At 56.4% G+C, this 26,881-nt stretch carries 16 protein-coding genes, 1 rRNA gene and 2 pseudogenes; 4 read left to right on the top strand and 15 right to left on the bottom strand.

Annotated elements, in window-relative coordinates:
- Positions 1–32: 32 nt before the first annotated feature.
- Both ACZ6J2_RS16875 and pdeH read right to left on the bottom strand, forming a co-directional pair.
- Entirely contained in the window at positions 33–2,075 is a 2,043-nt protein-coding gene (locus ACZ6J2_RS16875) for an AsmA family protein (protein ID WP_471726265.1), read from the bottom strand.
- Between the two features lie 65 nt (positions 2,076–2,140).
- The gene (gene pdeH, locus ACZ6J2_RS16870) at positions 2,141–2,914 is read right to left on the bottom strand and encodes a cyclic-guanylate-specific phosphodiesterase (RefSeq protein WP_023309584.1); all 774 of its coding nucleotides are present in this window, start codon (positions 2,912–2,914) and stop codon (positions 2,141–2,143) included.
- A gap of 229 nt (positions 2,915–3,143) precedes the next feature.
- Between pdeH and kdgK the strand changes: the two genes are divergently transcribed.
- Positions 3,144–4,073: a 2-dehydro-3-deoxygluconokinase gene (gene kdgK / locus ACZ6J2_RS16865; protein ID WP_471726263.1), complete on the top strand. Its 930-nt coding sequence runs from the start codon at positions 3,144–3,146 to the stop codon at positions 4,071–4,073.
- A 63-nt stretch (positions 4,074–4,136) separates the two neighbouring features.
- Here kdgK and ACZ6J2_RS16860 read toward each other — a convergent pair whose 3' ends face one another.
- From ACZ6J2_RS16860 to bcsR, 9 genes and pseudogenes are all read right to left on the bottom strand, one after another.
- Positions 4,137–5,630, bottom strand: coding sequence for a M16 family metallopeptidase (locus ACZ6J2_RS16860; protein ID WP_033146870.1), 1,494 nt, complete (start codon positions 5,628–5,630; stop codon positions 4,137–4,139).
- Positions 5,631–5,856: 226 nt separating this feature from the next.
- Positions 5,857–7,143: a dicarboxylate/amino acid:cation symporter gene (locus tag ACZ6J2_RS16855; RefSeq protein ID WP_023309587.1), complete on the bottom strand. Its 1,287-nt coding sequence runs from the start codon at positions 7,141–7,143 to the stop codon at positions 5,857–5,859.
- Between the two features lie 159 nt (positions 7,144–7,302).
- Positions 7,303–9,309, bottom strand: coding sequence for a biofilm formation regulator HmsP (hmsP, locus tag ACZ6J2_RS16850; RefSeq protein ID WP_471726261.1), 2,007 nt, complete (start codon positions 9,307–9,309; stop codon positions 7,303–7,305).
- A gap of 119 nt (positions 9,310–9,428) precedes the next feature.
- Positions 9,429–12,910, bottom strand: a pseudogene (gene bcsC, locus ACZ6J2_RS16845) (cellulose synthase complex outer membrane protein BcsC).
- Positions 12,892–13,998, bottom strand: coding sequence for a cellulose synthase complex periplasmic endoglucanase BcsZ (gene bcsZ, locus ACZ6J2_RS16840; protein ID WP_471726327.1), 1,107 nt, complete (start codon positions 13,996–13,998; stop codon positions 12,892–12,894). The pseudogene bcsC and the gene bcsZ overlap by 19 nt, the downstream one beginning before the upstream one ends.
- A 6-nt stretch (positions 13,999–14,004) precedes the next feature.
- Positions 14,005–16,424 (bottom strand): annotated as a pseudogene (bcsB, locus tag ACZ6J2_RS16835) (cellulose biosynthesis cyclic di-GMP-binding regulatory protein BcsB).
- 10 nt (positions 16,425–16,434) lie between these two features.
- A complete protein-coding gene (gene bcsA, locus ACZ6J2_RS16830; protein WP_471726259.1) occupies positions 16,435–19,050 on the bottom strand; it encodes a UDP-forming cellulose synthase catalytic subunit in 2,616 nt (871 codons plus the stop codon).
- Positions 19,047–19,799, bottom strand: a complete 753-nt coding sequence (gene bcsQ / locus ACZ6J2_RS16825) for a cellulose biosynthesis protein BcsQ (protein ID WP_023333774.1) — start codon at positions 19,797–19,799, stop codon at positions 19,047–19,049. Before bcsQ ends, bcsA begins: the two co-directional genes overlap by 4 nt.
- Before the next feature lie 11 nt (positions 19,800–19,810).
- Positions 19,811–19,999: a cellulose biosynthesis protein BcsR gene (gene bcsR / locus ACZ6J2_RS16820; protein WP_008503237.1), complete on the bottom strand. Its 189-nt coding sequence runs from the start codon at positions 19,997–19,999 to the stop codon at positions 19,811–19,813.
- Between the two features lie 175 nt (positions 20,000–20,174).
- Between bcsR and bcsE the strand changes: the two genes are divergently transcribed.
- The 3 genes from bcsE to bcsG are packed head-to-tail and all read left to right on the top strand — an operon-like array spanning position 20,175 to position 23,600.
- A complete protein-coding gene (gene bcsE, locus ACZ6J2_RS16815; protein WP_471726257.1) occupies positions 20,175–21,737 on the top strand; it encodes a cellulose biosynthesis c-di-GMP-binding protein BcsE in 1,563 nt (520 codons plus the stop codon).
- Positions 21,731–21,928: a cellulose biosynthesis protein BcsF gene (gene bcsF / locus ACZ6J2_RS16810; protein WP_024908822.1), complete on the top strand. Its 198-nt coding sequence runs from the start codon at positions 21,731–21,733 to the stop codon at positions 21,926–21,928. Before bcsE ends, bcsF begins: the two co-directional genes overlap by 7 nt.
- On the top strand, positions 21,921–23,600 hold the full coding sequence (bcsG, locus tag ACZ6J2_RS16805) for a cellulose biosynthesis protein BcsG (protein WP_033146878.1): 1,680 nt from the start codon (positions 21,921–21,923) through the stop codon (positions 23,598–23,600). The genes bcsF and bcsG overlap by 8 nt, the downstream gene beginning before the upstream one ends.
- A gap of 48 nt (positions 23,601–23,648) precedes the next feature.
- Here bcsG and ACZ6J2_RS16800 read toward each other — a convergent pair whose 3' ends face one another.
- From ACZ6J2_RS16800 to rrf, 4 genes are all read right to left on the bottom strand, one after another.
- Positions 23,649–24,641 (bottom strand): glycosyl hydrolase family 8, encoded by a 993-nt coding sequence (locus ACZ6J2_RS16800; RefSeq protein WP_471726256.1) that lies wholly within the window; start codon positions 24,639–24,641, stop codon positions 23,649–23,651.
- A 16-nt stretch (positions 24,642–24,657) separates the two neighbouring features.
- Positions 24,658–25,620: a bifunctional biotin--[acetyl-CoA-carboxylase] ligase/biotin operon repressor BirA gene (gene birA, locus ACZ6J2_RS16795; protein WP_471726255.1), complete on the bottom strand. Its 963-nt coding sequence runs from the start codon at positions 25,618–25,620 to the stop codon at positions 24,658–24,660.
- Positions 25,617–26,645 carry a UDP-N-acetylmuramate dehydrogenase gene (gene murB, locus ACZ6J2_RS16790; RefSeq protein WP_471726254.1) on the bottom strand — a complete coding sequence of 343 codons (1,029 nt, stop codon included), beginning with the start codon at positions 26,643–26,645 and terminating at the stop codon, positions 25,617–25,619. Before murB ends, birA begins: the two co-directional genes overlap by 4 nt.
- Positions 26,646–26,769: 124 nt before the next feature.
- Positions 26,770–26,881: ribosomal RNA gene (gene rrf, locus ACZ6J2_RS16785) — 5S ribosomal RNA — on the bottom strand; the annotation flags it as partial.

The raw sequence follows: 26,881 nt of genomic DNA, 5'->3' as shown, positions 1-26,881 counted from the left end.
CCCCTCTCCCACAGGGAGAGGGAGGAAGGGAGCTACTTCTTCATCTGCGACAAAATAGTCCGGCACTGATTGGCCTCGCCTTCTGACGGCGAAATCAACGCCAGCAGCGCTGCGGCCGGGGTGACCAGCGTCGCCAGGGCCGCAGCCACCGCACCGCGCGCAATCAGCGGTCCGGGCTTCACGCCCGCCTGCGGGTTTTTGAAGGTCCCGCGCACGTAAAGCGGCGAGCGCAGGGTGATAATGCGGATCCCCTTACTTTCCGGGTCAATCGTCAAATCAAGCTGCTCCGAGGCCATGCTGGCGGTCCCGGTCACGTTAATCACCGCGTTTTCCGTGTCGAAGGCAAATATCTGCGGACGCGCCACGCCGTTAACCAGATCCAGATTTGCCGCCGCGCAGTTCACCCGCACCTCGTCATCACCAAAAATTTGCCCGATGACGTAGTTACCGACGTTCAGCCCCAGAATCTCCATCAGGTTGCGGCTGACCAGCCCGTCGTTCATCAGCAGCTTCAGGTTACCATTGCCGCTGCCCAGCAGCGCCGCCACCGAGTTCCCCACGCCGCGAATGTCGGCATCACCGTTCATTTCACCGAGGGTTTTCTGCATCAGCTCTACGTTCGGCATCAGCTCTTTCAGCTTCAATCGACGCGCCTGGATCTCCGCCCGTCCCTGCATCGGCTTCTTATCGCCTTCCAGATGAATGTTCGAGGAAATTGTCCCGCCCGCCATGCCAAATTTCAGCGGCTGCAGGCGCAGGTCGGCATTTTTGAGGAGAATATGGGTCGAAAGATTGCTGATCGGCAGCGTACTGCCATGTTCAATTTTTCCGCCTTTGAAGCGCACATCCGCATCCATCACGTCCCATTTGTCGGTTTCGAAGCGATCGTATGGCAGCACTTTGCCGGCAGGCTGAACGTCCTTTTTGACCTCTTTTGATTTGGTGCCTTTTCCGGAATCCACGCCAATTAGCGGGCCCAGATCGGCCAGACGCAGCTGACGGGACTCAACATCCCCTTCCAGTTTCGGGCGCGGTTTTCCGGTGGTGTAGGTCAGCGTGCCGTGAATATCACTGTCGCCGATGCGGCCGTTGAAGTCCCGGTAGTCAAAAACGGACGATTTTTCGGTATCGATTTTGGCGACCAGATGCCCGTCCGTTTCGAACGGCGGGGTATCCGGCAGCAACACGCCGGTCAGTTCATAAAGCTCGCCCAGCGAATCGCCGGCAAATTTAAGCTGAAGATCGACGCCGCCCATATTCATCGGGTCGTTGACCGTGCCCACGAACGCCACGCGGGTGTTACCGGAACGGAAGTCCGCCTGCACCGGGAACGGCGTGCCTTCGCTCCGCAGCGCCAGCATGCCGCCAATTTTCCCTTTACCGCTGAGAGGCCGATCGTTGTAGCGTCCTTTTGCCGTCAGGCCGAAGACATAGTCACCCACGCTTGCCGCATCGCCTTTTGCTTTCGTGCCCGTGACTTCGCTAAACGGCAGCGGTTTGCCCAGCGGATCGACGAGGATCTCCACATCCGCCTTGCTGACCTTATCGTCGATGGCGATCCGCCCGCGATCGAAAAGAATATTGTCGAGACGGAATGACCAGGAGGAAGGCCGGGCATTCGGATCTTTTTCGCTGTCGCTGGCAAGGTTAAACGTCCAGTTGTTGTTTTTTTCTGAGAGTCGGATCAGACGCGCATCGGGCTGCTGAAGTTTGATCCACGGCAGATAGACCGTTTTGGTGAAGAGCGCCAGCGGAGCCAGCGTGGCTTCAACGCGCGGCAGGTGGATCATGGTGACGTCCGGGATATCCGGCGGGTTGCCGAGAATGATGTCGTCGGCATGGACGTGTGGCCAGGGGATCCAGCTGCGCCAGCCGGGCTCCTCTTTCTGACGCTCCCATACCACCCCTAAATCGCCGCGTATGGCGAAGGGGCGGTTCAGTTCGGTTGAGACTTTCTGGTTGATGGTCGGCTTGAGACGGTTCCAGTCAAACGTCGCAATAATGATGGCGACGACCACGATCAACAACAAGAAAATCCCTGCTGTCCAGGAGATTACCCTGGTTGTTCTCGTCATTTTTATCCCCTTTCCTGATGACCTGTCCTGTAAAACTATAGTCCAGACAAAGGGAAGCGGGCTTATCAGAGGGTCGTTATAACGCTATCGAGGCGATCCATGGGTACCGGGCGGGAGAGATAATAGCCTTGCGCCGCCGCTGCGGGAGAGTTTTGCACATCACGCCACTCTTCCAGTGTTTCCACACCTTCAACAATCACGCCCTGGCAATAGCGGTTCATCAGCTGTAATAACAGCGTAAACAGATTCCGCCCTTCCGGGGTCTGACGCAGCATAATGAACAGGTCGCGGGCCACTTTGATGTAGTCGTAGCGCACCTCACTCAGGGCGGAGAAGTTCGCCATGCCGGTGCCAAAGTCATCCAGCCACAGCGGGCCGTATTCGCATATTGACGCAAACGAGGAGTCCTGCGGCAGGCGGACATGCTCCACCAGCTCAAAGCGCATCCACGGCAGGGTGGCGATCAGCTCCTGCAATTTTGCGTTCTGGCGCAGCGCCAGCAGGGTTGGACCATCGACGTTCACCGAAGCGAGAATATCGTGCTGTTCGAAAAAGGGCTGCTTCGTCGCCAGCATACGAAGCTGCTCTTCCAGCACGTCCAGACGCTGGCGAACGGCAACTTCGGCAAAATAGCGATCCGGCGCGATGCGCTGAGTAGGGTTTGAGGGATGCGTAACGACGGTTAAAATTTCAATTGCCATCAGTCGACCATCTGTTCGGTAGATCGGCTGATAGGTGTACGCACGCTCACATTGCAGCCAGTAGCGATGCTCCTGCAAGTTCTCAATACTTGCCTCAGGCGTAGTGCTCAGCCGCTGGATAACCTGCTCTGACTTCATTTCAGATGTCCTGTTGTTGGGATAGCCTTTCTGGACTCGTCACAGGATTATCGGCGCGACAATTGAGAACTTTATGTTCAATTCACCGGGAAAATGAAATTAAGATGACAGAAATGCGCGGGAACACGCGCTGGCTCAAATAAAATAATGGAACGTTGTTTTAATATAGTTGACCAGTTAATTCACTCAGCGCACACTGCTGATAATTCTTCTGTTCAGGTTCACGACTATGTCCAAAAAAATTGCCGTGATTGGCGAATGCATGATTGAGCTGTCACAAAAAGGCGCGGAAGTCAGCCGCGGATTTGGTGGCGATACGTTAAACACGTCCGTTTATATTGCCCGTCAGGTTGCACCTAAGGCGCTTACCGTGAACTACGTGACCGCCCTGGGCACGGACAGCTTCAGCCAGCAAATGCTGGAGGCCTGGCAGAGTGAACATGTTGAAACGTCGTTGATTCAGCGTATGGAGAACCGCCTCCCGGGACTTTATTACATCGAAACCGACAGCACCGGCGAACGCACGTTTTATTACTGGCGTAACGAAGCCGCGGCCAAATTCTGGCTGGAGAGCGACGCGGCCGCAGCCATCTGCGAAGAGCTGGCGACCTTTGATTACCTCTATCTGAGCGGGATTAGCCTGGCGATCCTGAGCCCCACCAGCCGTGAAAAGCTGCTCTCGCTGCTGCGCGAATGCCGTGCAAACGGCGGCAAGGTTATTTTCGATAACAACTACCGCCCGCGCCTGTGGGCCAGCCGCGAAGAGACGCAGCAGGTCTATCAGCAGATGCTGCAGTGCACCGACATCGCCTTCCTCACGCTCGACGATGAAGACGCCCTGTGGGGTAAGAAACCGGTAGAGGACGTGATTGCACGCACGCAGGCGGCTGGCGTGAGCGAAGTGGTGATTAAGCGCGGGGCGGATTCGTGCCTGGTCGCGGTGGCGGGCGAAGCGCTGGTTGACGTTCCGGCGGTGAAGCTTGCCAAAGAGAAAGTGATTGATACCACGGCGGCCGGCGATTCATTCAGCGCGGGCTATCTGGCAGTACGTCTGACGGGTGGAACGCCGGAAGCGGCGGCACAGCGTGGTCACCTGACGGCCAGCACGGTGATTCAGTATCGCGGGGCGATTATTCCGCGTGAGGCGATGCCTGTTTAAGGAGGGTGCGGGCTAATGCCCTCACCTTAACCCTCTCCCACAGGGAGAGGGAATGTTTAAGCATTACTGCCCCTGCGGAATATCCGTCGCGTCCGGATGTAAATCATCAGCCGTGGCGGCCTGCGCAGGCTGCGGCGCGGTAGCCATAATGGAATCCCAGGTTTTCTGAAGTTCCTTCATGTCATATTCCGGCTCGCCCTTCGGTTGCAGGAGGATCAACGCCATCTCCTGCGACAGCTGCTGACGAAGGTCCTGATTGAGCATCTCGACGGTCAGACCGTTCAGGAAGTCCTGACGAAGCTTCTGGTACTGTTCCGGCGCAATGTCCACCACCTGGTTCTGCAGAGAGCGAATACGCTGGCTGATCAGAATGTCGGTATCGGCGCGAGCGTAAGTCGCAAACAGCTTCTGCAGCTCGAGTTTTTTCTGCGCCACGAGAGCGTTGAATTCCTCTTCGGAAAGCCCCTCTTTACGCACTTTTGCCAGCTCTTTCGCGACCACGCCCAGATTGGCATTCAGCTTATCGCCCGGCGATTCAACGTTGATGGCGCACTGCGCACGCTGGAACAGCACGCGGCAGTCAAAGCCAAGACCGATATTCTTCACGTTGTTCTTGCTCAGCGTCTGCTGAACGTGCCAGAACAGCGCTTCACGCGCCAGATCGGCACGCCAGTAGCGCAACATCGCCGCGGACTCGCGGATGGGCTGCCAGGCGTTATCCCACATGACGGAGAGGCGATCCTGACGCACGGCATCCGTCATAATGCTGACAGGCTCTGCACGCAGCGGTGAGAGCGTCGGGACAGGGGCTGGCGTTTCACGCTTGCCTTTCAAATCACCAAACGCTTTGTTGATCTGCTCCACCACCGCGCGGCTGTCCACGTTACCGACCACGATCAGCGTCATCGCATCCGGGGTGTACCACTTCTGGTAGAACGATTTTACCTGTTCGGCGTCCACCGGCTGTTTCAGCGGTTCGGCCGGGTCATGTCCCAGCAGCGTCGAGCCCTTCAGGCGGTAACGCCACCAGCCCTCTTTGGTATCCCCGGGCCAGGTCGCCACCATGTCGCTGTTGCTCAGCGCATAGTTGACGGTGTCCGGCGTAATCGCCAGATTGCCAGAGGCATCGGAGAGATATGTAAGTGCTTCTTTTAGCAGATCGTTACGGTTATTAGGCAGGCTCAGGTTAAACATGGTGTAGTCATACGAGACCACAGCCGGAGGAAGTGGGCGTTTCGGATCGATGGCCTGCTGCCAAAGCGAACGCACCTGAACCGCTTGCAGGCTGCCGCTCTGCGTGAGCGCCAGCCGGGGAATAAAATGGCTAAAACCGGTTTGCTGAGTGCTTTCCGCGAGGGAACCGGTATTAATGGACAGACGGATTTCTACACGGTCACTGGGACGTTGCGGAGTGGCTAAAACCTGCCACTGAAAACCGTTCGCTAATGTCCCTTGTTGCCAGGCCGGGTCTGGCTGGAGCGCATCTGCCTGCACATAACTGGCTGCTGCCATCATCAGCAAACCGCCGGTTAAGAGTCGAATTTTTGTGCCCTGCATGTGAACCCCTGATCAACATTCCTGGTTAAAAAAGAGTGTTTCGCGACGCGCTTCACTCTTAAAGATGACGATGAAAACACGTCGATTAGACCGCGCGTTCGGCAAAACGTCACGGTCAGAAGTGAAATATACCCAAAAAAATCTTGTCGAATTATGACAGGTACGAACAGTTATTATGCGCAGGAGCCCGCATCCCGACAAGGGAATACGGGCATTTGTGACAAGATTAAGAGGTTAAGCCAGGATTTTTGCTGTCAGTTGAACGGTTATTCAGAGTATCGTCGAGCTTTTTGTGATCCAGCTCTTTCACCCATTTCGCCACCACCACCGTTGCCACGCCGTTACCTACCAGGTTGGTTAACGCACGCGCCTCTGACATGAAGCGGTCGATACCGAGAATCAACGCCAGACCCGCCACCGGCAGGTGACCCACAGCGGAAATAGTGGCAGCCAGCACGATAAAACCACTGCCCGTCACGCCTGCCGCGCCTTTAGAGGAGAGCAGGAGCACCACCAGCAGGGTAATCTGATGGAAAATATCCATATGGCTGTTGGTCGCCTGAGCGATAAACACGGCCGCCATCGTCAGGTATATCGAGGTGCCGTCCAGGTTGAAGGAGTAGCCCGTCGGGATCACCAGCCCGACCACCGATTTACGGCACCCAAGCTTTTCCATCTTGTCGAGCATACGCGGCAGCGCCGATTCTGAAGAGGAGGTCCCCAGAACAATCAGCAGCTCTTCGCGGATGTAACGGATAAATTTGAAGATGTTGAAACCCGTCGCGCGGGCGATGGAGCCCAGCACCACGACCACGAAAAGGATACAGGTGATATAGAAGCAGATAATCAGCTGACCCAGCTGCACCAGCGTACCGACGCCATATTTACCGATGGTAAAGGCCATCGCACCGAAAGCACCTATCGGCGCCAGGCGCATGATCATATTGATGATGCCGAAAATTACCTGGGAGAAGCTTTCGATCACATTAAAGATAAGCTGGCCTTTGCTGCCCAGTCGGTGTAGGGCAAAGCCAAACATCACAGCAAACAGCAGAACCTGCAGGATGTTTCCGCTGGCGAACGCGCCAATGACGCTGCCCGGTATCACGTCCAGCAGGAAGGCCACCACACCCTGATCCTTCGCCTGCTCGGCATACACCGCGACCGCTTTGGCATCCAGCGTTGACGGGTCTACGTTCATCCCCGCGCCCGGCTGCACCACGTTGACGATGATCAGACCGATAATCAGCGCAAGGGTACTGACCACTTCAAAATAGAGAAGCGCCACTGCACCGGTACGACCGACCGCCTTCATGCTTTCCATGCCAGCGATGCCCGTCACGACGGTACAGAAGATCACCGGCGCGATGACCATTTTGATGAGCTTAACGAACGCGTCGCCAAGCGGTTTCATTTGCGCGCCCAGCTCAGGGTAATAGTGACCCAGCAGAATACCGATGGCGATGGCTGTCAGGACCTGGAAATAAAGACTTTTGAAGAGTGAGGTTTTCATAAGGTGTCCTTGGGAAGAAAAACCACAGGCTTTGTAAGGTTATGGTTAACCTGCGGCTTTAAAATAACACCCACATAACAGGACAGAAATAAACTCAGTTCAAATTTGAAACACAAATGTTAAGAACTTTGAGCTGGCTCGCACAAGCCAGCAACAAAATTACACTTTTGCGTTATTGTCAGCACCAGAAAGGTATCGTTCTTCAAAGACATCCGAAGGAACAGCAGGGGCAAAAAGGAAGCCTTGTCCGCTCTCCACGCCCGCCTCTGCCAGCCAGGCGCGTTGCGCTTCGGTTTCAATCCCCTCGGCAATAAGATGCAGGTTGAGGCTGCGCGCCATCTGGATAATCGCCTGCACCATGCTGCTGTCGCCCGGCAGACCATCGACAAACGCTTTGTCAATTTTGAGCACATCCACCGGAAGGGTTTTCATATGCTGAAGCTGACGCAGCCCGGCGTACCCCATGCCAAAATCATCCAGCGCGATGCGAATGCCGGCATTACGCAGCGGTTTCAGAATTGCGACCGCCTGATTAGGGTCGTCGATGCGTCGGCTCTCCGTCACTTCCAGAGTTAACGTATCAGGCTTGATTCGGTAACGATGGATCAGCTCCAGCATCTCTGAAACCATGGTCGGGTGCATAAGCTGCAGGGCAGACAAATTGACCGACAGCGGCAGCGTCACGCCGCGCTCCTGCCAGGCGGCAAGCTGACGGCAGGACTCCTCCAGCACCCAGTAGCCGACCGTAACCATCAGGCCACAGGACTCAATGCGCTCAATCAGCCCTTCCGGCAGCTCCCATGAACCATCTGGCTGCTGCACGCGCAGCAGTGCCTCGGCGCTTTTCACTTCACCCGTCAGCAAATTCACCTGCGGCTGTAGCCAGAGGGCAAACTGGCGGTTATCCAGCGCGGTCAGGATGTCGCTCTCTTCCGTCAGGCGCTGCTGCGCCTTTTCCATCTCTTCCGGCGCGAAGAACTGGATCTGATTTTTCCCTTTGCGCCGGGCGGTGAACGCCGCCGAGAACGCGCGATGATAAAGCTGCTCTGCCGTTAAATCGCCATAGTACATCGCAATACCGATACTGGCGCTTGGACGAAGCTGGATACCCTGAATGGGCAACCGCTCATTAATGACAGTGAGTACTTGCTGACCTAAAGTGATCGCATGCCAGGGTTCTTTTACGCCGTTGGCAATCACCACCAGGTCGTAACCGCTGACCTGGGTCAGCACCATGCGCGGGGCAAGGACAGACTTCACTTTTTCCACCAGGGTCAGCAGCAGCATTTCGCGCTGGCTCTCCTTGAGCACGCCAGCCGTGTCCTGCAGGGTTTCACAGGCGATAACCATCAGCGCCGTGGTTTGCTGACGGGCAACGGTCTGCTCCAGCATCGCCATCAGGAAGGCTTTATTGGGAAGCTCCGACACCGGGAAGCGCGTGGCGCTGCTGTTTAACTCATCCTGCTGGCGCTGAATGCGCTGCTGGTTGAGGTTGTAGCTGCGCACCAGCATGCCTATCTCATCGTCATGATGCAGACGCGGCAGCTCAAGCTGATGCCCCATCTGATCCTGCGGCGCAAGCGCATTCAGCTCGCGGGCGATACGGCGCAGCGGATGAACAATCAGCCGGTTAATGCACCAGGTGAGCGCCACGCTGAGAATAAGCGTCATAAGTAAGCAAGTGGTCACTAACGTAACCACCCAGCTCATGACGAATTTATACATTCGGTAGGAGTCCGCCTGTAATACCAGGTAGGCCAGCGGCTGCGGGTTGGCCGGGCGTTCAAGCGAATAAACGGGCAGCGAAATCTGCACCGGCAGTTCAAACAGGCGCATCACCATCATCGGGACGGGACGCTCCGGAATAAAGCTCATCCGCAGCGCCTGAAACTGGTTGGGCAAGACGACATCGGCGCGGCTCACGACGCCGGCAGGCTGAATGCGTTTTAAAATGGTTTCCGCTTCGGGAATATCCCCTTTCAGGATAGAGGCAGAGAGCGGGCCGCGCACCGAACGCGCGATACTTTCTAACTGCGAAGCCGTGTTATAGCGATTCTGCTGTACGGAATGAAACAGCAAAATTACGCAGAAGAGCAGTACAAACAGCATGGTGACGGCAGAAACCATCGCCATCTGTTTGATTGTTAAGGAACGGCTGACACGCAAAATGACTCTCCACAAAACTCGAAGCGCAGGGCGCGCCAGGGTGTAAACCTGGCGCGCCTGAGTATACCCGATTGCCGCGCTATTAAGAGAGACTTACAAATGGATTAAGGATAATCCGATTACCAGTCCGCGTAAGGGATGAGCGGCTGCGGCGGTAAGTCCATATCGCCCTGCCAGCCTGCAGCAGAGTAACGCACATAGATCAGCGCATGGCTTGGGGTATAGTCTTTCGCTTCCTGAATATCCACGCCCATGCCCACAAACCAGTTGGACGTTACGCGGCGTTCGATAATGGCCCGCGCGGTATAACCCGTGCCTGAGGAACTGCTGCCGGTTTCCATCACGCCCCGGTCGGTATAGCGGTCTGGCTCATCGGTCGGGATCAGATTCTGGATCGGGTAGCGCAGTTCGTCTTTGGTTTTCGAGTGAGACCAGGACACCGAGCCGCCCAGCTCCCAGGACCAGTTCTCCGTGCGTTTACGCCAGGTCACCGGCAGTGCAAAGGAGACATACTCCTGCGGGCTGTAGTAGCCGCCCTGACCCAGGGTATAACCGCTCAGGTCTTTGTCGTAGTGCCAGAGCATATTGGAGACGCCGACCGTCAGGCGCTCGTTGTTTTTATTAATGAGCTTGTAGTAGTAACCCGTCATCCAGCGGACGCGCCAGTTATCTTCCACATTTTTACCCGTCAGCGTTTCCGCGTTCAGGCTTGACCAGACGCCGTTCGCTTCCCCTTTGTCATAGCTCATGCTTACGCCGCCACCGGTGCACGTACGCCGCCCCAGGTGGTGCCGGTGTTGGTATCTTTTTGCCCGGCGAAGGCCAGCAGAGAGCTGGAGATGGGGCGGCGATGGGCGTTAACGGTATAGCCGACAGGGCCCAGATCGCTGCTGTAGCTGATGCCGCCCACCACGTCGACGACGTCAAAGCCCATTGGCGTGGTGCCAATATCCATCGCCCAGGTTTTATTCTGCCAGCCGACGGCGACGCTTGCGCCATTGTCGGACTGATGGGTGTTGCCGCTACACGGCGTTTCGTAGCAGGTCCCCCATTTTGGATCGTAGGTCCCGTTATTGTTATCAAATGAACCGGCGTCCATGTTGACCAGATCGCTTCTGAAGAACATGCGCCCGTCAGACAGCGGAGCATCCACCTGCAGCATGGTAGTGTGCGCTTTCAGGTCAGAATAGCCGCCCGTGCCGCTGGAGCCCCAATAGTCGTGCTGCAGCGTGACGTTAACATCCTGCTGACGGTACAAGTCACCGGCATCGCTGCGCACGCCGCGCTTCAGCCAGTCGTCTTTTTCATCGTTACGCGTCAGACGGGTGAAACTGTCATTGTCGGCCGGACGCGTCGTGGTGATGCCCGTCGACACCATCGCGTCTTTATAGGTTTCCAGCGCCTGCTGAGGCTGACCGTTTTGCGCCTGGAAACGCGCGGCATCACGTAACACCAGCGCGTTTTCCATGGAGCCGGGCTGCGATTTAGCCTGCGGAATGATGTTGTTGAAGGTCTGTTCTGCGGCAGCGGAATCGCCCAGGCCTGCCTGCGCCATCGCGATCCGGCGCTGCATGTTGAGCGACAGCGGCTGGCCGTTTTGCGCGGCGGGCAGTTTCGCCAGCTCTGCGCGCGCGGCATCTTTGTCGCCCTGCGCGCTATAAATCTCGGTCAGGCCGAGGATCGCGTCTTCGTTCTGCGGTTCACGCTGCAGAACGGCGTTGTACGTCGTTTTCGCCGACGCCAGATCGCCACGCTGCTGCGCCCAGTCCGCCAGCGTCAGGTCGATGCGGGTGGAGGTTGGCTGCTGACGCAGAAGGTTTTCCGCCTCCTGCTCTTTGCCGCTGTCGCGCAGACGGTTGGCGGTTTCCAGCACCTGGTTGCTTTGCAGGCGGTCGGCAAGCTCCTGAATATTGCCGTTCCACTGGCTGCGCGGCAGCGTGTCCAGATGCGCCAGCGCGGCGCGGTCCTGATCGTTGCCGGAAAGATAGAGCCCGCTGGCGTACACCTGATCCGGATCGGTCGGTTTCTGGCTGGCAAGCTGACGCATCAGGGTATCCGCCTGGCTGCGCTGACCCGCGCTGTAGAGATCGCGCGAGAGACGGTAGGTTATCCACACGTCGCCGGGAGAGAGCGCCAGACGGCGACGCTGAATCTCTGCCGCCTGGGCGTATTTTCCCTGATTTTCCAGCTGTTCTGCCTGAGCGGAGAGCTGCTCGTTGGTCAGGCTGCGCTCAATATCATCAATGCTCCGGCGCTGGCTGGCGGAGAGAGACTGGATAAACTGCGAGGCCTTCTCCGGGGACTGCGCGCGGTAAATATTGGCCAGGCCGCGGACCGCATTGCTGTTGCCGCTGTCCATACGCAGCGCCTGGCGATAGTAACGTTCCGCCGCGTCGTTATCTTTACGCGCCGCGGCGGCATCGCCCAACCCCAGCACGGCATAACTGTCGGTATTGTCGATACCGCGCGCCTGCTGATAGTAACGCTCCGCCTGCGCAGGGTTATTCGCCTTCAGGGCCGCATCGCCCTGCTGGATCAGAAGCCAGTAACGGTTAACCTTCAGCAGACTGTCCCATTTACCCCGGTTATCGCTCTGAGGATCGAGGGCAATCGCCTTTTCAAACTGCGCCACCGCGCGGGCGCGGTCGCCTTTCTGGGAATAAGCCTGGCCAAGGGCACCTACCGCTTCACTGTCGGCATGGTTGGCGCTGACGGCTTTTTGCAGCTCAGCCACCGCCTTACTTCCCTGCCCGGCATCCACCGCCGCCAGCCCTTCCGCTTTCGCGCGGAACGCCGGGTCAGAGAGCTGTTTTTGCTGTTCTTCGAGCTGGGCACGCGCCGCCGCGACGCTATCGCCGTCACTGAATACGCTCAGGTATTTTTGCAGCGCGCTGACGCTGGCGCTGCTGGCAGGCTGGCCTTTGATTTGGTCATACCACATATCAGACGCCTGGCTGCGCCCGTTGGTCGATTTAGCCATCTCCTGCAATACCGCAAAGCCTTCATCACGGCGTCCGCTCTGGAACAAAAGCTGGGACAGCGTCGCCTGCAGCTGCGTATTTCCGGGGCTGCTGGTATTAATTTTCTTGAGCTGGTTAATGGCCGCATTCCGGCGAGCAGGATCTTTGGCGACCACATTCCAGTATTCCGTCGCCACGTCGCCGCCCGGCGGGTTGCCGTCAAACAGCTTGTCATAGGCTGCAATCGCCTCCTGCGTATGTCCCGTGGTGGCGAGCAATCGCGCCTGCTGGAGCTGCTGGCGGCCATCCGGCGTGGACAGCAGCATCGTGTTGCGTGATGACTGGTATGCACTTGAGCCCGGCGCGATCCCTTTCAGACGATCCAGCTCTTTTTGCGCACCCGCGTTATCGCCCTGGCGCAGCAGGTAGCGAAAGCGTGCAGCAATGACGTCAGGGTTGTTCGGGTCAATCAGCTCAAGACGATAAAGCGACTGACGAACCAAATCCTCACGCTGTGTCGATTCGCCCAGCCGAACCTGTTCCAGCAGCTGTTTCTGCTGCGGAGAGTTGGCGGCTTCAGCCATCGGCATCAGTGCCAGGCCAAGCGATAAAGTGAGTAGATTTACTGTGAACTTGCGCATTCCTGGCCCCAATCCGGTATTAATTCACCTTTTGCGGTGAAGCGAAAACGATGCTGATCCCATCCTTGCCCAAAGAGAGTCAGCACGTAGCTGTAATAGGCATTGTTATCGGGAAAATGGTCTGCAACGCGCTGGCGCTGAACCGCCTGGGCATCACGTTGTTGTAAAAACGGCAGCATGGCGGCAGAGAACCCGACCGGGCCATTCCCGGTGCGTTTACCCGTCGCCACATCCACTTTTTCCGGCGGCACACCCCGTTTCATTGTCTTTGCCGCCATCGGCTGAAAGCGCGTCAGCAGCCGGGCTTTCTGAGGATCTTTATCACTCATCATTCCCACCCAGAGATAAACGCGGATGGCGTCGTAGCCGCCCACCAGCGATTTATCCTGCTGTAACCGCCAGCCTTTGTTTTTCTGATACTGAACCCAGTCCGGCGAAAAACCTTTCGGCGCGCTCTCCAGCAGCAGACGCTGATTGGTTTCACGAAGCTGGGTCCACGGGGGACCAAAGCGCGTGAAATAACTCGCTACCTGCGGAGGAAGATAGCTGGGGTTAAAACGCCAGACGTTTTCATCGGCAAAACCGACTTTACCGGGAAGAAGCATTGCGCCGAGCCCCGGCACTTTCACCACTTCCTCACTGACAATGCGTTTCAGCAGCGCCTTACCCGTGCGGGTATAGTCCGGATGTTTCCACAACCGGCCCGCTTCGAGCAGAGACCAGGCGATCCAGACATCGGCGTCAGAGGCGGAGTTGGTATCTATCACCGCCCACGTCTCTTTATCTTTCTGGCCCCATAGCCAGGCGGGCAGATGGTCGTTGAGATTGCCGCTGGCAAGATTATCGCGCGTCCAGGTCAGCAGCTGGTCAAACGCGCTGCGATCGTTCGCCGCAAGGGCAAAGAACAAGGCGTAGCTTTGCCCTTCCGAGGTCGTAATTTTGCGCGTGTCGCTGGGATCAACGACACGCCCGCCCTCACTGATGTAATCCTTTTTAAACTGCTCCCAGGCAGGCCAGGTACAGGCGGCGCGAAGAGGAAGCGCCGCCAGCACCAACGCTGCTAATGCACACCAGCGAAAGGCTTTCATCACATCTTACTCATCCGGGTTCAGGCGACGACGGCTGATGATACGCAGCAGACGCCACAGCACCCATGCCAGCAAGACCACGCTGACCGCCGCCAGGATGGCGAGCAGAACCGGATGGTTAGCCAGCGCATACCACAGGCGTTCGAACCACGGCAGATGGCCCACGTAGTACACGTCGCCCACGCGCAGGCTATTGACGCCGGACTCACGGATCACCGACACGGATCCAAACATCGCTGCACGTTTACCGCTGTCGTTCATGGCCGTATTGAGCAGTTCATACCCGCGCGGCTGTCCGCCAGAAGAGCCACCACGCTACGCTGTTCGTTGTAAGGTGACTGGAAGCCCACCACCGCGGCCATTGCCCCCTGAGACGTTACCGTCGTCTGCGCGCTGGCCTGACGGTCGTTCATATCCGGCATAATGCTCGGGAACTCGGTCTGGCGCAGCGGCGTGTTAACCCAGGACTGGGCCGCTTTCACCAGCAGGTCGATACGTTTGTCATCCTTCAGCTTATCCGGAATGGTACCGATCACCATGATGTCAGCATCTTTGTTCTGGATCTGGCTGCCATCGTCCGTCAACGTGACGTTAATCGCCGGTAATCCCGTCTGTCCTCCAACGGTCGCCATGGTATCCAGCAGGGTCGTGACCTGCCCTTCGCTTGGCGCTTTTGGCATCACAACGATGGATTCAGAGAGATCGGCCATGCGGCTGAACGGGAAGCCCGCGTTAGCAAAGGCGCGCAGATCCGGCATCGCCAGGAAGTGATAGTACTTCGAGAAGTCGATGGTCGACTCATCGCCAATCACGACGTGGTTCTGTACGGGCTGGAAGGTGATGCAGTTTTCCGCCGAACCGCCAGGCGTCGGGTTCATGTACTGGAAGTCAAAGCGCAGCTGGTTTATCGCGCCAAGCTTCAGTGCCGGAATGGAGACATCCGTTTTACCGTCCAGCAACCCCTGCAACACCGGCAGGCGAAGCATCAGGCGGTTAGTATCCTGCGTGCTTTGCAGGCTGAACGACTGCAGGAACTGGTTGTTCAGGCTGATATCCATGCGCGAGCTGTCTTTGGTCGCTGGCGCGGTATAACGGTAGTTCAGATTGATATCGATGCCGTTGGTACGCAGCAGATACAGATCCGGCGGCAGATTCAGTGACAGGCTAATCGGCGCTGGCTCAAGCCCCGTCGCCTGCAGCTGTTCTTCATAGGTTTTCAGCTCACCAAATGTCACCGCACGGTCGGTACGCACCCAGTTTGGCGCATCATAAGGTTTACGCGCCAGCAGCGGTTTGACCTCATCCACTACAACGCTGTTGCCACGGAAAAGGACGTTGCCCTGGGCAATGGCTTTTGCTGCCTGCACCAGATCTTTATCATCACGGCCAAACACCACCAGCAGCTTCACGTATGGGTTTTCCGGGTGGCTTATCATCTCAACGGTCGGCGCTTTGACGTCCGGATGATCGCGCAGGAAGGCCGGGCGTTTCGCGTTGGTCGCAAACACAATGGCATTTCTGTCCGGCAGTTTGTCATACATCGCCGGGAAGCTCTGTCCACGCCAGCCGGCGCGTGAACCAAACCAGGACGCCACAATGGTGGCCGCCAGCTGCTCGGTCACGTCCGGGGATGATGCAAACACCATCGGCAGCGTGAGCGGACGGTTATCACGCGGATCGAAGAACGGAACCGGGAATGCCGAGAGATCGTTTTTCAGCGCCAGCGACTGGTAGGTCATCTGCAGCGAGGAGTTACGCCCGACGTCCATCCACAGCGTGTTGCTGGCCGGGTTTTCGCAGACATCGCGGTAGTGGCCGACAAATTCCAGACGGATACGGTTAAAGTCGGTGATGAACAGCGGGTTGATCGGCACCTGCGCCTGGGTTTTCTTGCCCAGCTGCTCTTTGGTGACCGGCAGTACGTCCATCAGCTCATCATTCAGGTAGACCTTCAGCTGAGACTGCGTCGGCAGCAGAGACGGCGACGGCGTGTATTCCAGGTTCAGCACCGCATTAGAGACGACCTCATCGCTGCGCATGCCAAACTCAATGCCGCCGTTAGGGTTGATGCCGCGCAGCACCATACTGCCCGGAGGCGGCGCAATTTGCGCGAAGGTCAGCTTCACGTCCCGCGACGGCGCATTGTCCGCAACGACGGGCGCATTCGCCCCCCGGACGCCAGGCATTACCTGCCCGATGACCTGGCCGTCTGCCGGCAGGGTGTTCCCCTCCGTTGGCTGGTTCGGCATGATGTTTTCTGTTTGACCAGGTGCCGCGGTGACAACCGGATCGGTTGCTTGCGCGACGACAGGTACCGTTGGCGCAGGCGTTGCCGCTGCGTTACCAGGAGCTGCGTTAGCCATTGTTGCGGGGAGGACATTCATCCCCATTGCCACTGCACATAACCAGGAAAGTTTTGTTTTCATCGCGTTATCATCATTGTTGAGCCATAACCGGGTCCGCCTGCTTCGCCTCATCCCGCTCAGGACGACGAGGAATGAACGACACGACCCAGGAAACCAGCGAAGTAAGTGACCGGAAAATTAATTTCACCGACGACGGGGCGAATTCTGCAAGGTGACGATAGCCACGGAACCCCAGCTTCAGAATATCCAGCAGGCTTTCCAGAGGTTTATCTTCCGGGAAGCTGTCCTGCCAGAGAGCCCACGTGTCCGCGCGGGCAAACGTACACTGCACAAAATCGATATGCTGCTTTTTGGTCAACGGCATCAGCTGCAAACCGACTTCATTGCCCGCCACGCGAACAACCTGCGTCGGGAAGACATACTCCTGCTGGCCGCGCTTAAGCAGCAGGTTAACTTTCTGGCCTTCCAGCACCTTCGCCTGGCCATTGATTTTGATCCCCAGACCACCGTCAGAGAAGTCGTGCACTGTACAGGAGAAGAGATGGCCATCTTCACGGGCGATCGCCGCAGGCATGCAGATTTCAACGCGATGCGCACGACGAACCTGCTTGCTTTCCACCGACACCGCCACCGCGCCGCCGAGGATAATCAGGTTGTAGAAGACCCAGGCCATACTCACGAAGACGGTCAGGATTTCGTTTTCCGGGCCGTAGAAGTAACGCCAGATACCGGCGATGACGCCAACGATATTCAGCAATACCAGGAAGATATACGGACGGGAGATCACCCAGTCGACGTACTCTTCTTCCACCAGGCCGCCCTTGGCGGTGACGTTAAATTTCCCTTTGTGCGGGTTAATCAGCGCGACCATCGTCGGCGGCGCGATATACCAGGCCAGCACCGTCTCGTAGATTTCACTCCAGAAGGAATGGCGGTATTTACCCTGTATCTTCGAGTTCGTCAGGCTCGCGTGGATCATGTGCGGCAGAACAAACAGCGCAATCATCAGCGCCGGGGCGTAAATGATATAAGCGTGAAGGAGCAGGAACGCCAGCGGCGCGGTCAGGAAGATCAGCCGCGGGATACCGGATAAGAAGTGGAACATGGCGTTGACGTAGCAGAGACGTTGCGCCAGCTTGAGCCCTTTCCCAATCAGTGGGTTATCGAGACGGAAAATCTGCACCATGCCGCGCGCCCAGCGAATACGCTGACCAATGTGCGCCGACAGTGACTCCGTTGCCAGACCGGCGGCCTGCGGAATACGCATATACGCCGAGGTATAGCCACGACGGTGCAGGCGCAGAGAGGTGTGCGCATCTTCAGTTACCGTTTCGACGGCGATACCGCCAATTTCATCCAGCGGCTTACGGCGGATAACCGCACAGGAGCCGCAGAAGAAGGTGGCATCCCACATGTCGTTTCCGTCCTGCACCAGGCCATAGAACAGCGTGCCTTCGTTCGGGGTTTTACGGAAGCGGCCAAGGTTACGTTCAAACGGATCCGGCGAGAAGAAGTGGTGCGGCGTCTGCATCATCGCCAGCTCTTTCTCCTTCAGGAACCAGCCCATGGTCATCTGCAGGAACGAGCGCGTCGGCACGTGGTCACAGTCAAAGATCGAGACAAACTCCCCTGTGGCATACTTCAACGCGTTGTTGATGTTCCCGGCTTTCGCATGCTCGTGAGTCGGACGGGCGATGTACTCGACGCCGACCTCCTCTGCGAACTGGCGGAACGCCGGACGGTTGCCGTCATCCAGGATCCAGACCTTGAGCTTGTCTTTCGGCCAGTCGATGCCCAGCGCGGCATAAATGGTGTTTTTCACCACGCTCAGATCTTCGTTGTAGGTCGGTACAAAGAGATCAACAGACGGCCACTGCGCGGTGTCTTTAGGCAGCGGAACCGGCTGGCGGTTGAGCGGCCAAATCACCTGGAAATAGCCCAGCACCAGCACGATCCAGGCGTAGGTTTCGGCAAACAGCAGCACCAGGCCGCACACCAGGCTGACCGGGTCGTCCCAGTTCAGGGTTGAGGTATAACGCCACCAGATGTAGCGACAGGAGACGGTCAACGACAGCACAATCAGCATCAGCGCCGAGAAGCGGCCCGGAATACGGCGGACCAGCAGCGCCACGCCCCACAGCAGGATCAGGAAGGTGAACTGCGCCAGAGGGTTGAAAGGCTGCGTAATACAGACCAGCGCCAGAATGAGCGAGAACACGACGATCACGCCGAGGATAAAACGCCGCAGGCCCGGGTGAAGATGCCCGAGCTCTTTATGGTTATCCAGATGGCTGGTCTTATCGCTTACGCTGTTGGGCAGTTTATCCAGCCACTGGTGGTAGCGCTCACGTAACTGCTGAACCCGGGAGAAGCTGCGCCAGTGCGGCGTTATTTTCTCTGAGCGGGATGACGTGACCACCAGCCAGATGGCCTGAATGAGATAGCGCGCCGGATCCAAAGGACGCGGTCGGTTGGGATTAATATGCGGATATAGCTCACTTTGCCGGGCACGTATGCGCTGCCAGCGCGGGTGTTCGAGTGGAATAAACATCCAGGCCAGAATCATCCAGAAACAGCCGAGCGCGGCGCTAAATGCCGAAGCACCGTGCCGGCGGAAATGCCGGTAATGTTCGCTCAAACGCGAACTGACCGGTGGGATGAGTAACCAGCTGGCGAGACGACTCATACAGAACTCCCTGCATGCTCCGCCCTGTTGGCGAAGTTCAGCAGACACCAGTTAGCCAGCGTCAGGATCTCTTCTGCCGCCAGTGAATCGCTGCGGTATTCGCCGAGCGGTTGCTTAGACGCAAGGCATTCCGCCATCCCCTCATCACGATGGATGACAATGGGAAGCAGACGGCGCTGGCTTTGCAGCCAGACCTGATACAGATCGTCCTGGATCTGGCTGCCAATGCGCAAATCGTTAATCAGAAGGTGAGCGTTCTGAGGCAGCCCCTGCTGATGCAGGCGGATATGGCAGTTCGCATCGACGTTGACGATGGAAAGTATATGATCGCACTGGGCGATTAGCTGTCGGGTCAGCGTGCCGGCGCCGTGCGGCAGATCCAGCAGGATCCACTTGTAGTGCCCCTTTTCTTTCAGGGTTTGCAGCGCCAGCGTGAACTGCGAAAACAGGCGCTGATACGCGGCTTCATTCTCGCGTTCCGTGGTGGTCAGTTGCCCAAACGGCAGCAGATCGAGCTGGGAGGTATAGCGCATCCCCGCATCCTGCCAGTCTTTATCATCAAGCAATGCCCGGGCCCAGCCCTCTTCACGAGAAAAGTCGACGTTAAAGGACATACGCAACAAATTATCGGCGCAGGCGTCAATAACCAGCACCGATTCACCTAAAAGCTGTAATGACCACGCCAGCGCCGCAGTAACTGATGTGGTACCCACACCGCCACGGACACCCTGTAATCCGAGTATGGCCATCAATGGCTCCCTTATTGTTGATGGGCGAATTCAGCTAATAACGGCCAGCGTTTAATAGCCGCGGCCAACTGTTCCCGCTGGGAAATATCGGTGTAATCTATTTCAGGTAAAGAAAAGGCCTGCGTCAGCGCCAGAAAATCGTTTTGGAATGTGTAACCCAGAGTCGAGTCGACTGGGGTTCCAGGTTCGTTATTATCCATTCTTTTTCCATCCCTTTAAGGAAAATCGCACGCTAAAGAAGTTGCGGGGCTTCCTGCCCTGACAAATTTCATTTACATGCTAAATCTGATGTTCTTTAATTTCAATGTTAGGTTTATTTCTACGCTTTCGCTAGTAAACTGAGATACAGATAAATTAGACGAAAAGAGGGACACCGTGGACTCCATATTTTCTATTGGCATCCAGTCATTATGGGACGAATTGAGCCACATGCCAGTCGGAGGAGTCTGGTGGATTAATACGGACCGTAATGAAGATGCTATCAGTCTGGTAAACCAGACAATTGCTGCTCAGGATAAGGATTCCCGCGTGGCCGTCATTAGCATGGGCGAAGATCCGAAGAAAATTATTACGCTTGAAAGTGGTCGCGGCCCCCAGACGGTGCGATTATTTTCCATGACATCGGAAGCCGATAGTCTATACTTTTTGTCCCGCGACGTTCAGTGCTCTATTGATCCGGATCACTATTTAGTGATTCTGAAATGCGCAAATAACGTCCTGCAAAATATGTCCGCTGAAAAACTGCTGCCCTGGCTGGAAAAAATCAATAAATGGGCAAAATTTCAAAATTGCACGCTATTGATAGTCAATCCCGGCAGTAATAATGACAAGCTGTTCTCACTTTTAATGGGCGAATATCGCTCCCTGTTCGGTCTGGCAAGCGTTCGTGACCAGGCAGGCAGCTATCTCTACGATATTGCATTCTGGTGTAATGAAAAAGGCGTGAGCGCCAGGCAACAGCTTACGCTGAAACATATTGAGGGCGAGTGGCACCTGGCGCAGCAGGAAGAAACCGTGGTGCAGCCGCGCAGTGATGAAAAACGCATCCTGAGCCATATCGCGGTTTTAGAGGGGGCGCCCGCCCTGTCGGAAAACTGGACGCTGTTTGAATCTAACGAAGCCCTTTTCCATGAAGCCCGCACAACCCAGGCGGCAACCCTTATTTTCTCGCTGATGCAGAATAACCAGATTGAGACGCTGGCGCGGCAAATCCACACCTTACGCCGCCAGCGCGGAAGTGCGTTAAAAATTATCGTGCGCGAAAATAATACCAGCCTGCGCGCCACCGATGAGCGCCTGCTTCTGGGCTGCGGCGCCAATATGGTTATTCCATGGAATGCGCCGTTGTCACGCTGCCTGACGCTTATCGAAAGCGTTCAGGGCCAGCAGTTTAGCCGCCATGTGCCGGAAGATATTTCCACGCTGCTCTCCATGACGCAGCCGATGAAGCTGCGTGGGTACCAAAAATGGGATACCTTCTGCGACGCCGTGGGCAACATGATGAACAACACGCTTCTTCCTGCAGACGGAAAAGGGGTCATGGTTGCCCTGCGTCCTGTACCGGGTATTCGCGTTGAACAGGCTCTCACCTTATGTCGCCCGAACCGTACAGGGGACATCATGACCATTGGCGACAATCGCCTGGTGCTGTTTTTGTCCTTCTGCCGGGTAAACGATCTCGATACGGCGCTTAACCACATCTTCCCTCTGCCTACAGGGGATATTTTCTCGAACCGTATGATTTGGTTCGAAGATAATACGATTAGCGCGGAGCTGGTGCAGATGCGTGCGCTCCAGCCTGAACAATGGGTTAAGCCGCTCGCTATCAAGAGCGATGCCAAACCGATCCTCAATGCCAGACATGATGGACACGTCTGGCGTCGGGTTCCGGAACCCCTTCGCTTATTAACAGACAACGCGGAGAACGCATCATCATGAATATCAGCGATATCATTCAACTGGTTATATTCTGTGCGCTGATCTTTTTCCCGCTTGGCTACTATGCGCGCCATTCCATACGCCGTATCCGTGATACGGCCAGAGTGCTGTTTATTAAACCTCGCTATGTAAAACCAGCCGGAACACTGACACGGGCATCACACGTCAAGGCAGACCGAAAACATGACTAATTCTACCTATACCGCTTCGTCACCCTCGCCGCTCTGGCAATACTGGCGCGGCCTTTCCGGCTGGAACTTCTACTTTCTGGTGAAGTTTGGCCTGCTGTGGGCAGGCTATTTGAATTTCCATCCCCTTCTCAACCTCGTGTTTATGGCCTTCCTGCTGATGCCGCTGCCGAATATCAGGCTACATCGCTTGCGCCACTGGGTCGCTATACCTGTCGGCTTTGCGCTGTTCTGGCATGATACCTGGCTACCGGGGCCGGACAGCATTATGAGCCAGGGGTCGCAGGTGGCGGGCTTTAGCGCCAGCTATGTCCTCGATCTGACCGAGCGCTTTATTAACTGGCAGATGATTGGCGCGGTATTTGTGCTACTGGTTGCCTGGTTGTTCCTGTCACAGTGGATCCGCGTAACGGTGTTTGTCGTCGCGATTATGATCTGGCTTAACGTGCTGACGCTGGCTGGGCCAAACTTTTCGCTGTGGCCTGCCGGTCAACCGACCACCACGGTGACCACCACAGGGGGAAGCGCGGCGGCAACCGTTACAACGGCAGGCGATACGCCTGTGGTGGGTGATATCCCAACCCAGACCGCACCGCCGACCTCTACCAACCTGAACGCCTGGCTCTCCAGTTTCTATACCGCGGAAGACAAGCGACAGACTAAATTCCCGGACGCGCTGCCGGCGGATGCTCAGCCGTTTGAACTGCTGGTGATCAACATCTGCTCTCTATCCTGGGCCGACGTGGACGCCGCAGGTTTGATGTCTCATCCGCTGTGGTCACACTTCGATATTCAGTTTAAAGATTTCAACTCTGCCACCTCGTACAGCGGCCCGGCGGCGATCCGCCTGCTGCGTGCAAGCTGCGGTCAGACATCGCATAAAAACCTGTATCAACCCGCCGGCAACCAGTGTTATCTGTTCGATAACCTCGCAAAGCTGGGCTTTACGCAGCACCTGATGCTGGGGCATAACGGCCAGTTCGGTAACTTCCTGAAAGAGGTGCGCGAACAGGGCGGCATGCAGGCACCGCTGATGGATCAAACCGGTCTTCCTGTCTCTCTGCTGGGCTTCGACGGCTCGCCCGTTTATGACGATACTGCCGTCCTGCAGCGCTGGCTGCAGACCATCGAAAAAGACAGCAATCCACGCAGCGCGACGTTCTTTAACACCCTGCCGCTCCACGACGGTAACCATTTCCCGGGCGTGAGCAAAACGGCTGATTATAAAGTGCGTGCGCAGAAGTTCTTTGACGAGCTGGACGCGTTCTTCACGGAACTGGAAAAATCAGGCCGTAAAGTGATGGTGGTTGTGGTACCTGAGCACGGTGGGGCGCTGAAAGGTGACAGAATGCAGGTCTCGGGTCTGCGTGATATCCCAAGCCCATCCATCACCAACGTGCCTGCAGGCATTAAATTCTTTGGGATGAAGGCACCGCATCAGGGCGCACCGATTGAGATTACACAGCCAACCAGCTATCTGGCGATCTCAGAGCTGGTTGCCCGCGCCGTTGACGGGAAGCTGTTTGTGGAGGATAGCGTGAACTGGGATCAGCTCACCAGCAACCTGCCGCAAACGGCAGAAGTCTCAGAGAACGCTAACGCGGTCGTCATTCAGTATCAGAACAAACCGTACGTTCGCCTGAACGGAGGGGATTGGGTACCGTATCCGCAGTAACACGGTATGACGCCCCTCTCCCCATCGGGGAGAGGGGCAATGTCGACATTATTGCTGGGCGATCCACACCAGCATTTTCAGACTTGCCGAATAGTAGTCGTCTTTAGAGGTGATTTCGGGTTCACCGGAAGCCTGCCCCATCGTGAAATCACGTACGGCCAGCAGGCCGCCTTCCATCATGTAGGGCGCATATTCATTGGTCGCGACGTTAACCCAGGCGGGCGTTTGTTCCCGGGGGAACTGACCGAACCAGGCCTTCCACGGCGTCAGCAGCGGGCTTTGCTTATCAGACCAGGCAACGTACAGCGGAACACGAATCGCGTCATAGCTCATTCGCGGCGGCCAGCCTTTGGCAGGAGCCAGCTTGCCACCTGATGCCAGTGAAACCCAGTCAGTGGGCAGATTCGCTTTACCCGAGCCCATTTTCCCCAGCAGGCGTTTCCCGTCCTTAATCAAATCGCGCCAGACCGGCAAATGACTGCGTCTGGAGAAGGCCTGCCAGGCCGGAAACACGAAATAGGAAGGATTAAGTACTATTTCACCCTCAAGCTTAAACCCCTGGACGCCGGGCAGCATCACGCGGTAACCGGCATAGCGGATCACGCTGTGGTCAATCAGTGCTTTTGTAATTGCATCCGATGCGGCGCTGTAGCGTTTGTCATGCCAGCGGGCGTCGGCTTTCAACAACGCCCAGGCAATCAGCACGTCGCCATCTGCAGCGTTGTTTTTGTCGGCGACCGGGTTGGACTCTGCGGGATTATAGCGCCAGTAAAACAGACCATTTTCTTTGTTCTTCAGCTGACTGTCTGTCCATTGCCAGAGCTTATCGAACGTGGCTTTATCGTCGTTGGCCACCGCCATCAGCATGGCAAAACCCTGACCTTCCGTATGCGACACGCCGCCATTACCGGTATCAACAATGCGGCCTTCCGGTTTGAAAAAGCGGGCCTTGTAACTCTCCCAGGCCCGATCCGCATGAGAGAGAGGCGAGAACAGCAGACTCATCATGACGGCCAGCGTTGCGCAGACGGGTTTTCGCATAATTAACTCGATCCGGTTATTCGGCACTTCGCAGTGAAATCTCACCGCCCATCCAGGGTTTAATCACGCCATCCTGCTCCAGGAGCAGCGCGCCCTGTGCGTCAATACCGCGTGAAGTCCCGTAGACCTCTTTATCACCAATCAGCAGTTTCACCGGGCGGTTGATGAAGTTATCCAGCTTTTCCCAACGAGACAGGAACGGTGCCAGCCCTTCCTGCTCAAAAAGCGTGAGTGAACTGCGCAACTCTTTAATCATACGCACGGCAAGGGTGTTACGATCGATGACGATCCCCGCCTCCTGGAGGTTAGTCCAGGCCTGATTCACCACATCATTTTGTACATTGCGCATCACCATGTTGAGGCCTGCGCCAATGACGATTTGCGCCGCATCGCCCGTTTTTCCCGTCAGTTCGACCAGAATGCCGGCAAGTTTACGATCGTTGAGGTAGAGGTCATTAGGCCACTTAACACGTACCTTATCCGCTCCCAGATCGTGCAGCACTTCCGCCATGACGATGCCGATGACCAGACTCAGGCCAATAGCAGCGGCCGGGCCCTGATCGAGTCGCCAGTACATAGACAAATAGAGGTTAGCGCCAAATGGCGAAAACCATTTGCGACCGCGACGGCCGCGACCGGCCTGTTGATATTCAGCAACGCAGGCATCGCCGGATGTCAGCTCAGGCAGACGATCCAGAAGATACTGGTTCGTCGAATCAATCACCGGCAGCACCGCAACATTGCCGTGTCCGATCTGGCTGCGAATCGTTTCTTCATTCAGCAATTGAATCGGCTCCGGCAGGCTGTAGCCTTTTCCAGGAACCGTGAACACATCAACACCCCAGTCGCGAAGCGTATGGATATGTTTATTGATAGCAGCACGGCTCATGCCAAGCTGTTCACCCAGCTGCTCGCCAGAATGAAACTCACCGTCAGCAAGGATGCCAATCAGGGTTAAGGGAATGGTATTGTCCTTCACGCGATAGCCTCCACGGCATTAACTTCACCTGTGCAGCCAATGAAGCGAACTTCTGGCTCCAGCCAGACGTTAAATTTTTCGCCCACACGCTGACGAACATAATGAGCCAGCAGTACAACATCATCGCTGGTCGCATCGCGTTGATTAATCAGCACCAGAGCCTGCTGCTGGTGAACGGCAGCACCGCCTACTGAAGTGCCTTTTAGCTGGCATTGATCGATAAGCCATCCTGCGGCAAGCTTCACGCTGCCATCAGCCTGAGGGTAATGTGGCGCGGCTGGCCATCCTTCAAGAAAGACTTTTGCATTTTCGCTGCTGATAACCGGGTTTTTGAAGAAACTGCCGGCGTTTCCGTTTACTTTTGGATCGGGAAGTTTGGTCATCCGCATATGGCAAACGGAATCAAAAACGTCGCGGGCGGTTACGGTAGCCGGATCGAGACGCGTTAAATCCCCGTAGGTCAACACGGGCTGCCAGTTCTTCGACAGGCACAGACCCACGGCGACAATCACGTAGCGATCCTGAAATTCATGTTTGAAGATACTGTCACGATAGCCAAACCGGCACTGTTCCGCCGTTAAACGCTTAGCCGTTCCGGTCGCCAGTTCGATGCAGTCGACATATTCGCAGACATGTTTCAGTTCGATGCCGTAGGCACCGATATTTTGAATAGGTGACGATCCGGCGCAGCCTGGAATAAGCGCAAGGTTTTCCAGGCCCGGCATCCCTTTTTCGAGGGTGAATTGCACCAGATGATGCCAGTTTTCACCGGCCCCCACGTGCAGGTGCCAGCTGTCGGCACGCTCTTCAACATCAATCCCCATGATGCGGTTAACGATCACCGTTCCCGCAAAATCATCGAGAAACAGGACATTACTTCCTTCGCCCAGAATCAGTACGGGTTCGTTATTTTCAGTTGCGCTTTGCCATGCATCCAGCAGTTGCTGTGCAGTATCGGCACGAACAATTTGTTTAGCATTGCGTTGAATGCCAAAGGTATTCCAGGGCTTAAGGGAGTGGTTCATAGACGCTATCCTGATGCAAAAACGCAGGTAGTTTACCGTATAAGCAGGGCGTTGGGGGATTAGTTTGTGCAGCGTATAAACGCAAAAAGGCCATCCTTTCGGATGGCCTCTCTACTTATTTGATGCCTGGCAGTTCCCTACTCTCACATGGGGAGACCCCACACTACCATCGGCGCTACGGCGTTTCACTTCTGAGTTCGGCATGGGGTCAGGTGGGACCACCGCGCTAAAGCCGC

It is taken from the genome of Enterobacter sp. E14S, assembly GCF_055666685.1.
This window is presented reverse-complemented; position numbering and strand designations above follow the sequence as displayed.

Excerpts from the sequence above, each read along its gene's own strand:
- ACZ6J2_RS16875 (WP_471726265.1), bottom strand. The coding sequence starts at position 2,075 with ATGACGAGAACAACCAGGGTAATCTCCTGGACAGCAGGGATTTTCTTG.
- pdeH (WP_023309584.1), bottom strand. The coding sequence starts at position 2,914 with ATGAAGTCAGAGCAGGTTATCCAGCGGCTGAGCACTACGCCTGAGGCA.
- kdgK (WP_471726263.1), top strand. The coding sequence starts at position 3,144 with ATGTCCAAAAAAATTGCCGTGATTGGCGAATGCATGATTGAGCTGTCA.
- ACZ6J2_RS16860 (WP_033146870.1), bottom strand. The coding sequence starts at position 5,630 with ATGCAGGGCACAAAAATTCGACTCTTAACCGGCGGTTTGCTGATGATG.
- ACZ6J2_RS16855 (WP_023309587.1), bottom strand. The coding sequence starts at position 7,143 with ATGAAAACCTCACTCTTCAAAAGTCTTTATTTCCAGGTCCTGACAGCC.
- bcsZ (WP_471726327.1), bottom strand. The coding sequence starts at position 13,998 with ATGAAAGCCTTTCGCTGGTGTGCATTAGCAGCGTTGGTGCTGGCGGCG.
- bcsA (WP_471726259.1), bottom strand. The coding sequence starts at position 19,050 with ATGAGTCGTCTCGCCAGCTGGTTACTCATCCCACCGGTCAGTTCGCGT.
- bcsQ (WP_023333774.1), bottom strand. The coding sequence starts at position 19,799 with ATGGCCATACTCGGATTACAGGGTGTCCGTGGCGGTGTGGGTACCACA.
- bcsR (WP_008503237.1), bottom strand. The coding sequence starts at position 19,999 with ATGGATAATAACGAACCTGGAACCCCAGTCGACTCGACTCTGGGTTAC.
- bcsG (WP_033146878.1), top strand. The coding sequence starts at position 21,921 with ATGACTAATTCTACCTATACCGCTTCGTCACCCTCGCCGCTCTGGCAA.
- ACZ6J2_RS16800 (WP_471726256.1), bottom strand. The coding sequence starts at position 24,641 with ATGCGAAAACCCGTCTGCGCAACGCTGGCCGTCATGATGAGTCTGCTG.
- murB (WP_471726254.1), bottom strand. The coding sequence starts at position 26,645 with ATGAACCACTCCCTTAAGCCCTGGAATACCTTTGGCATTCAACGCAAT.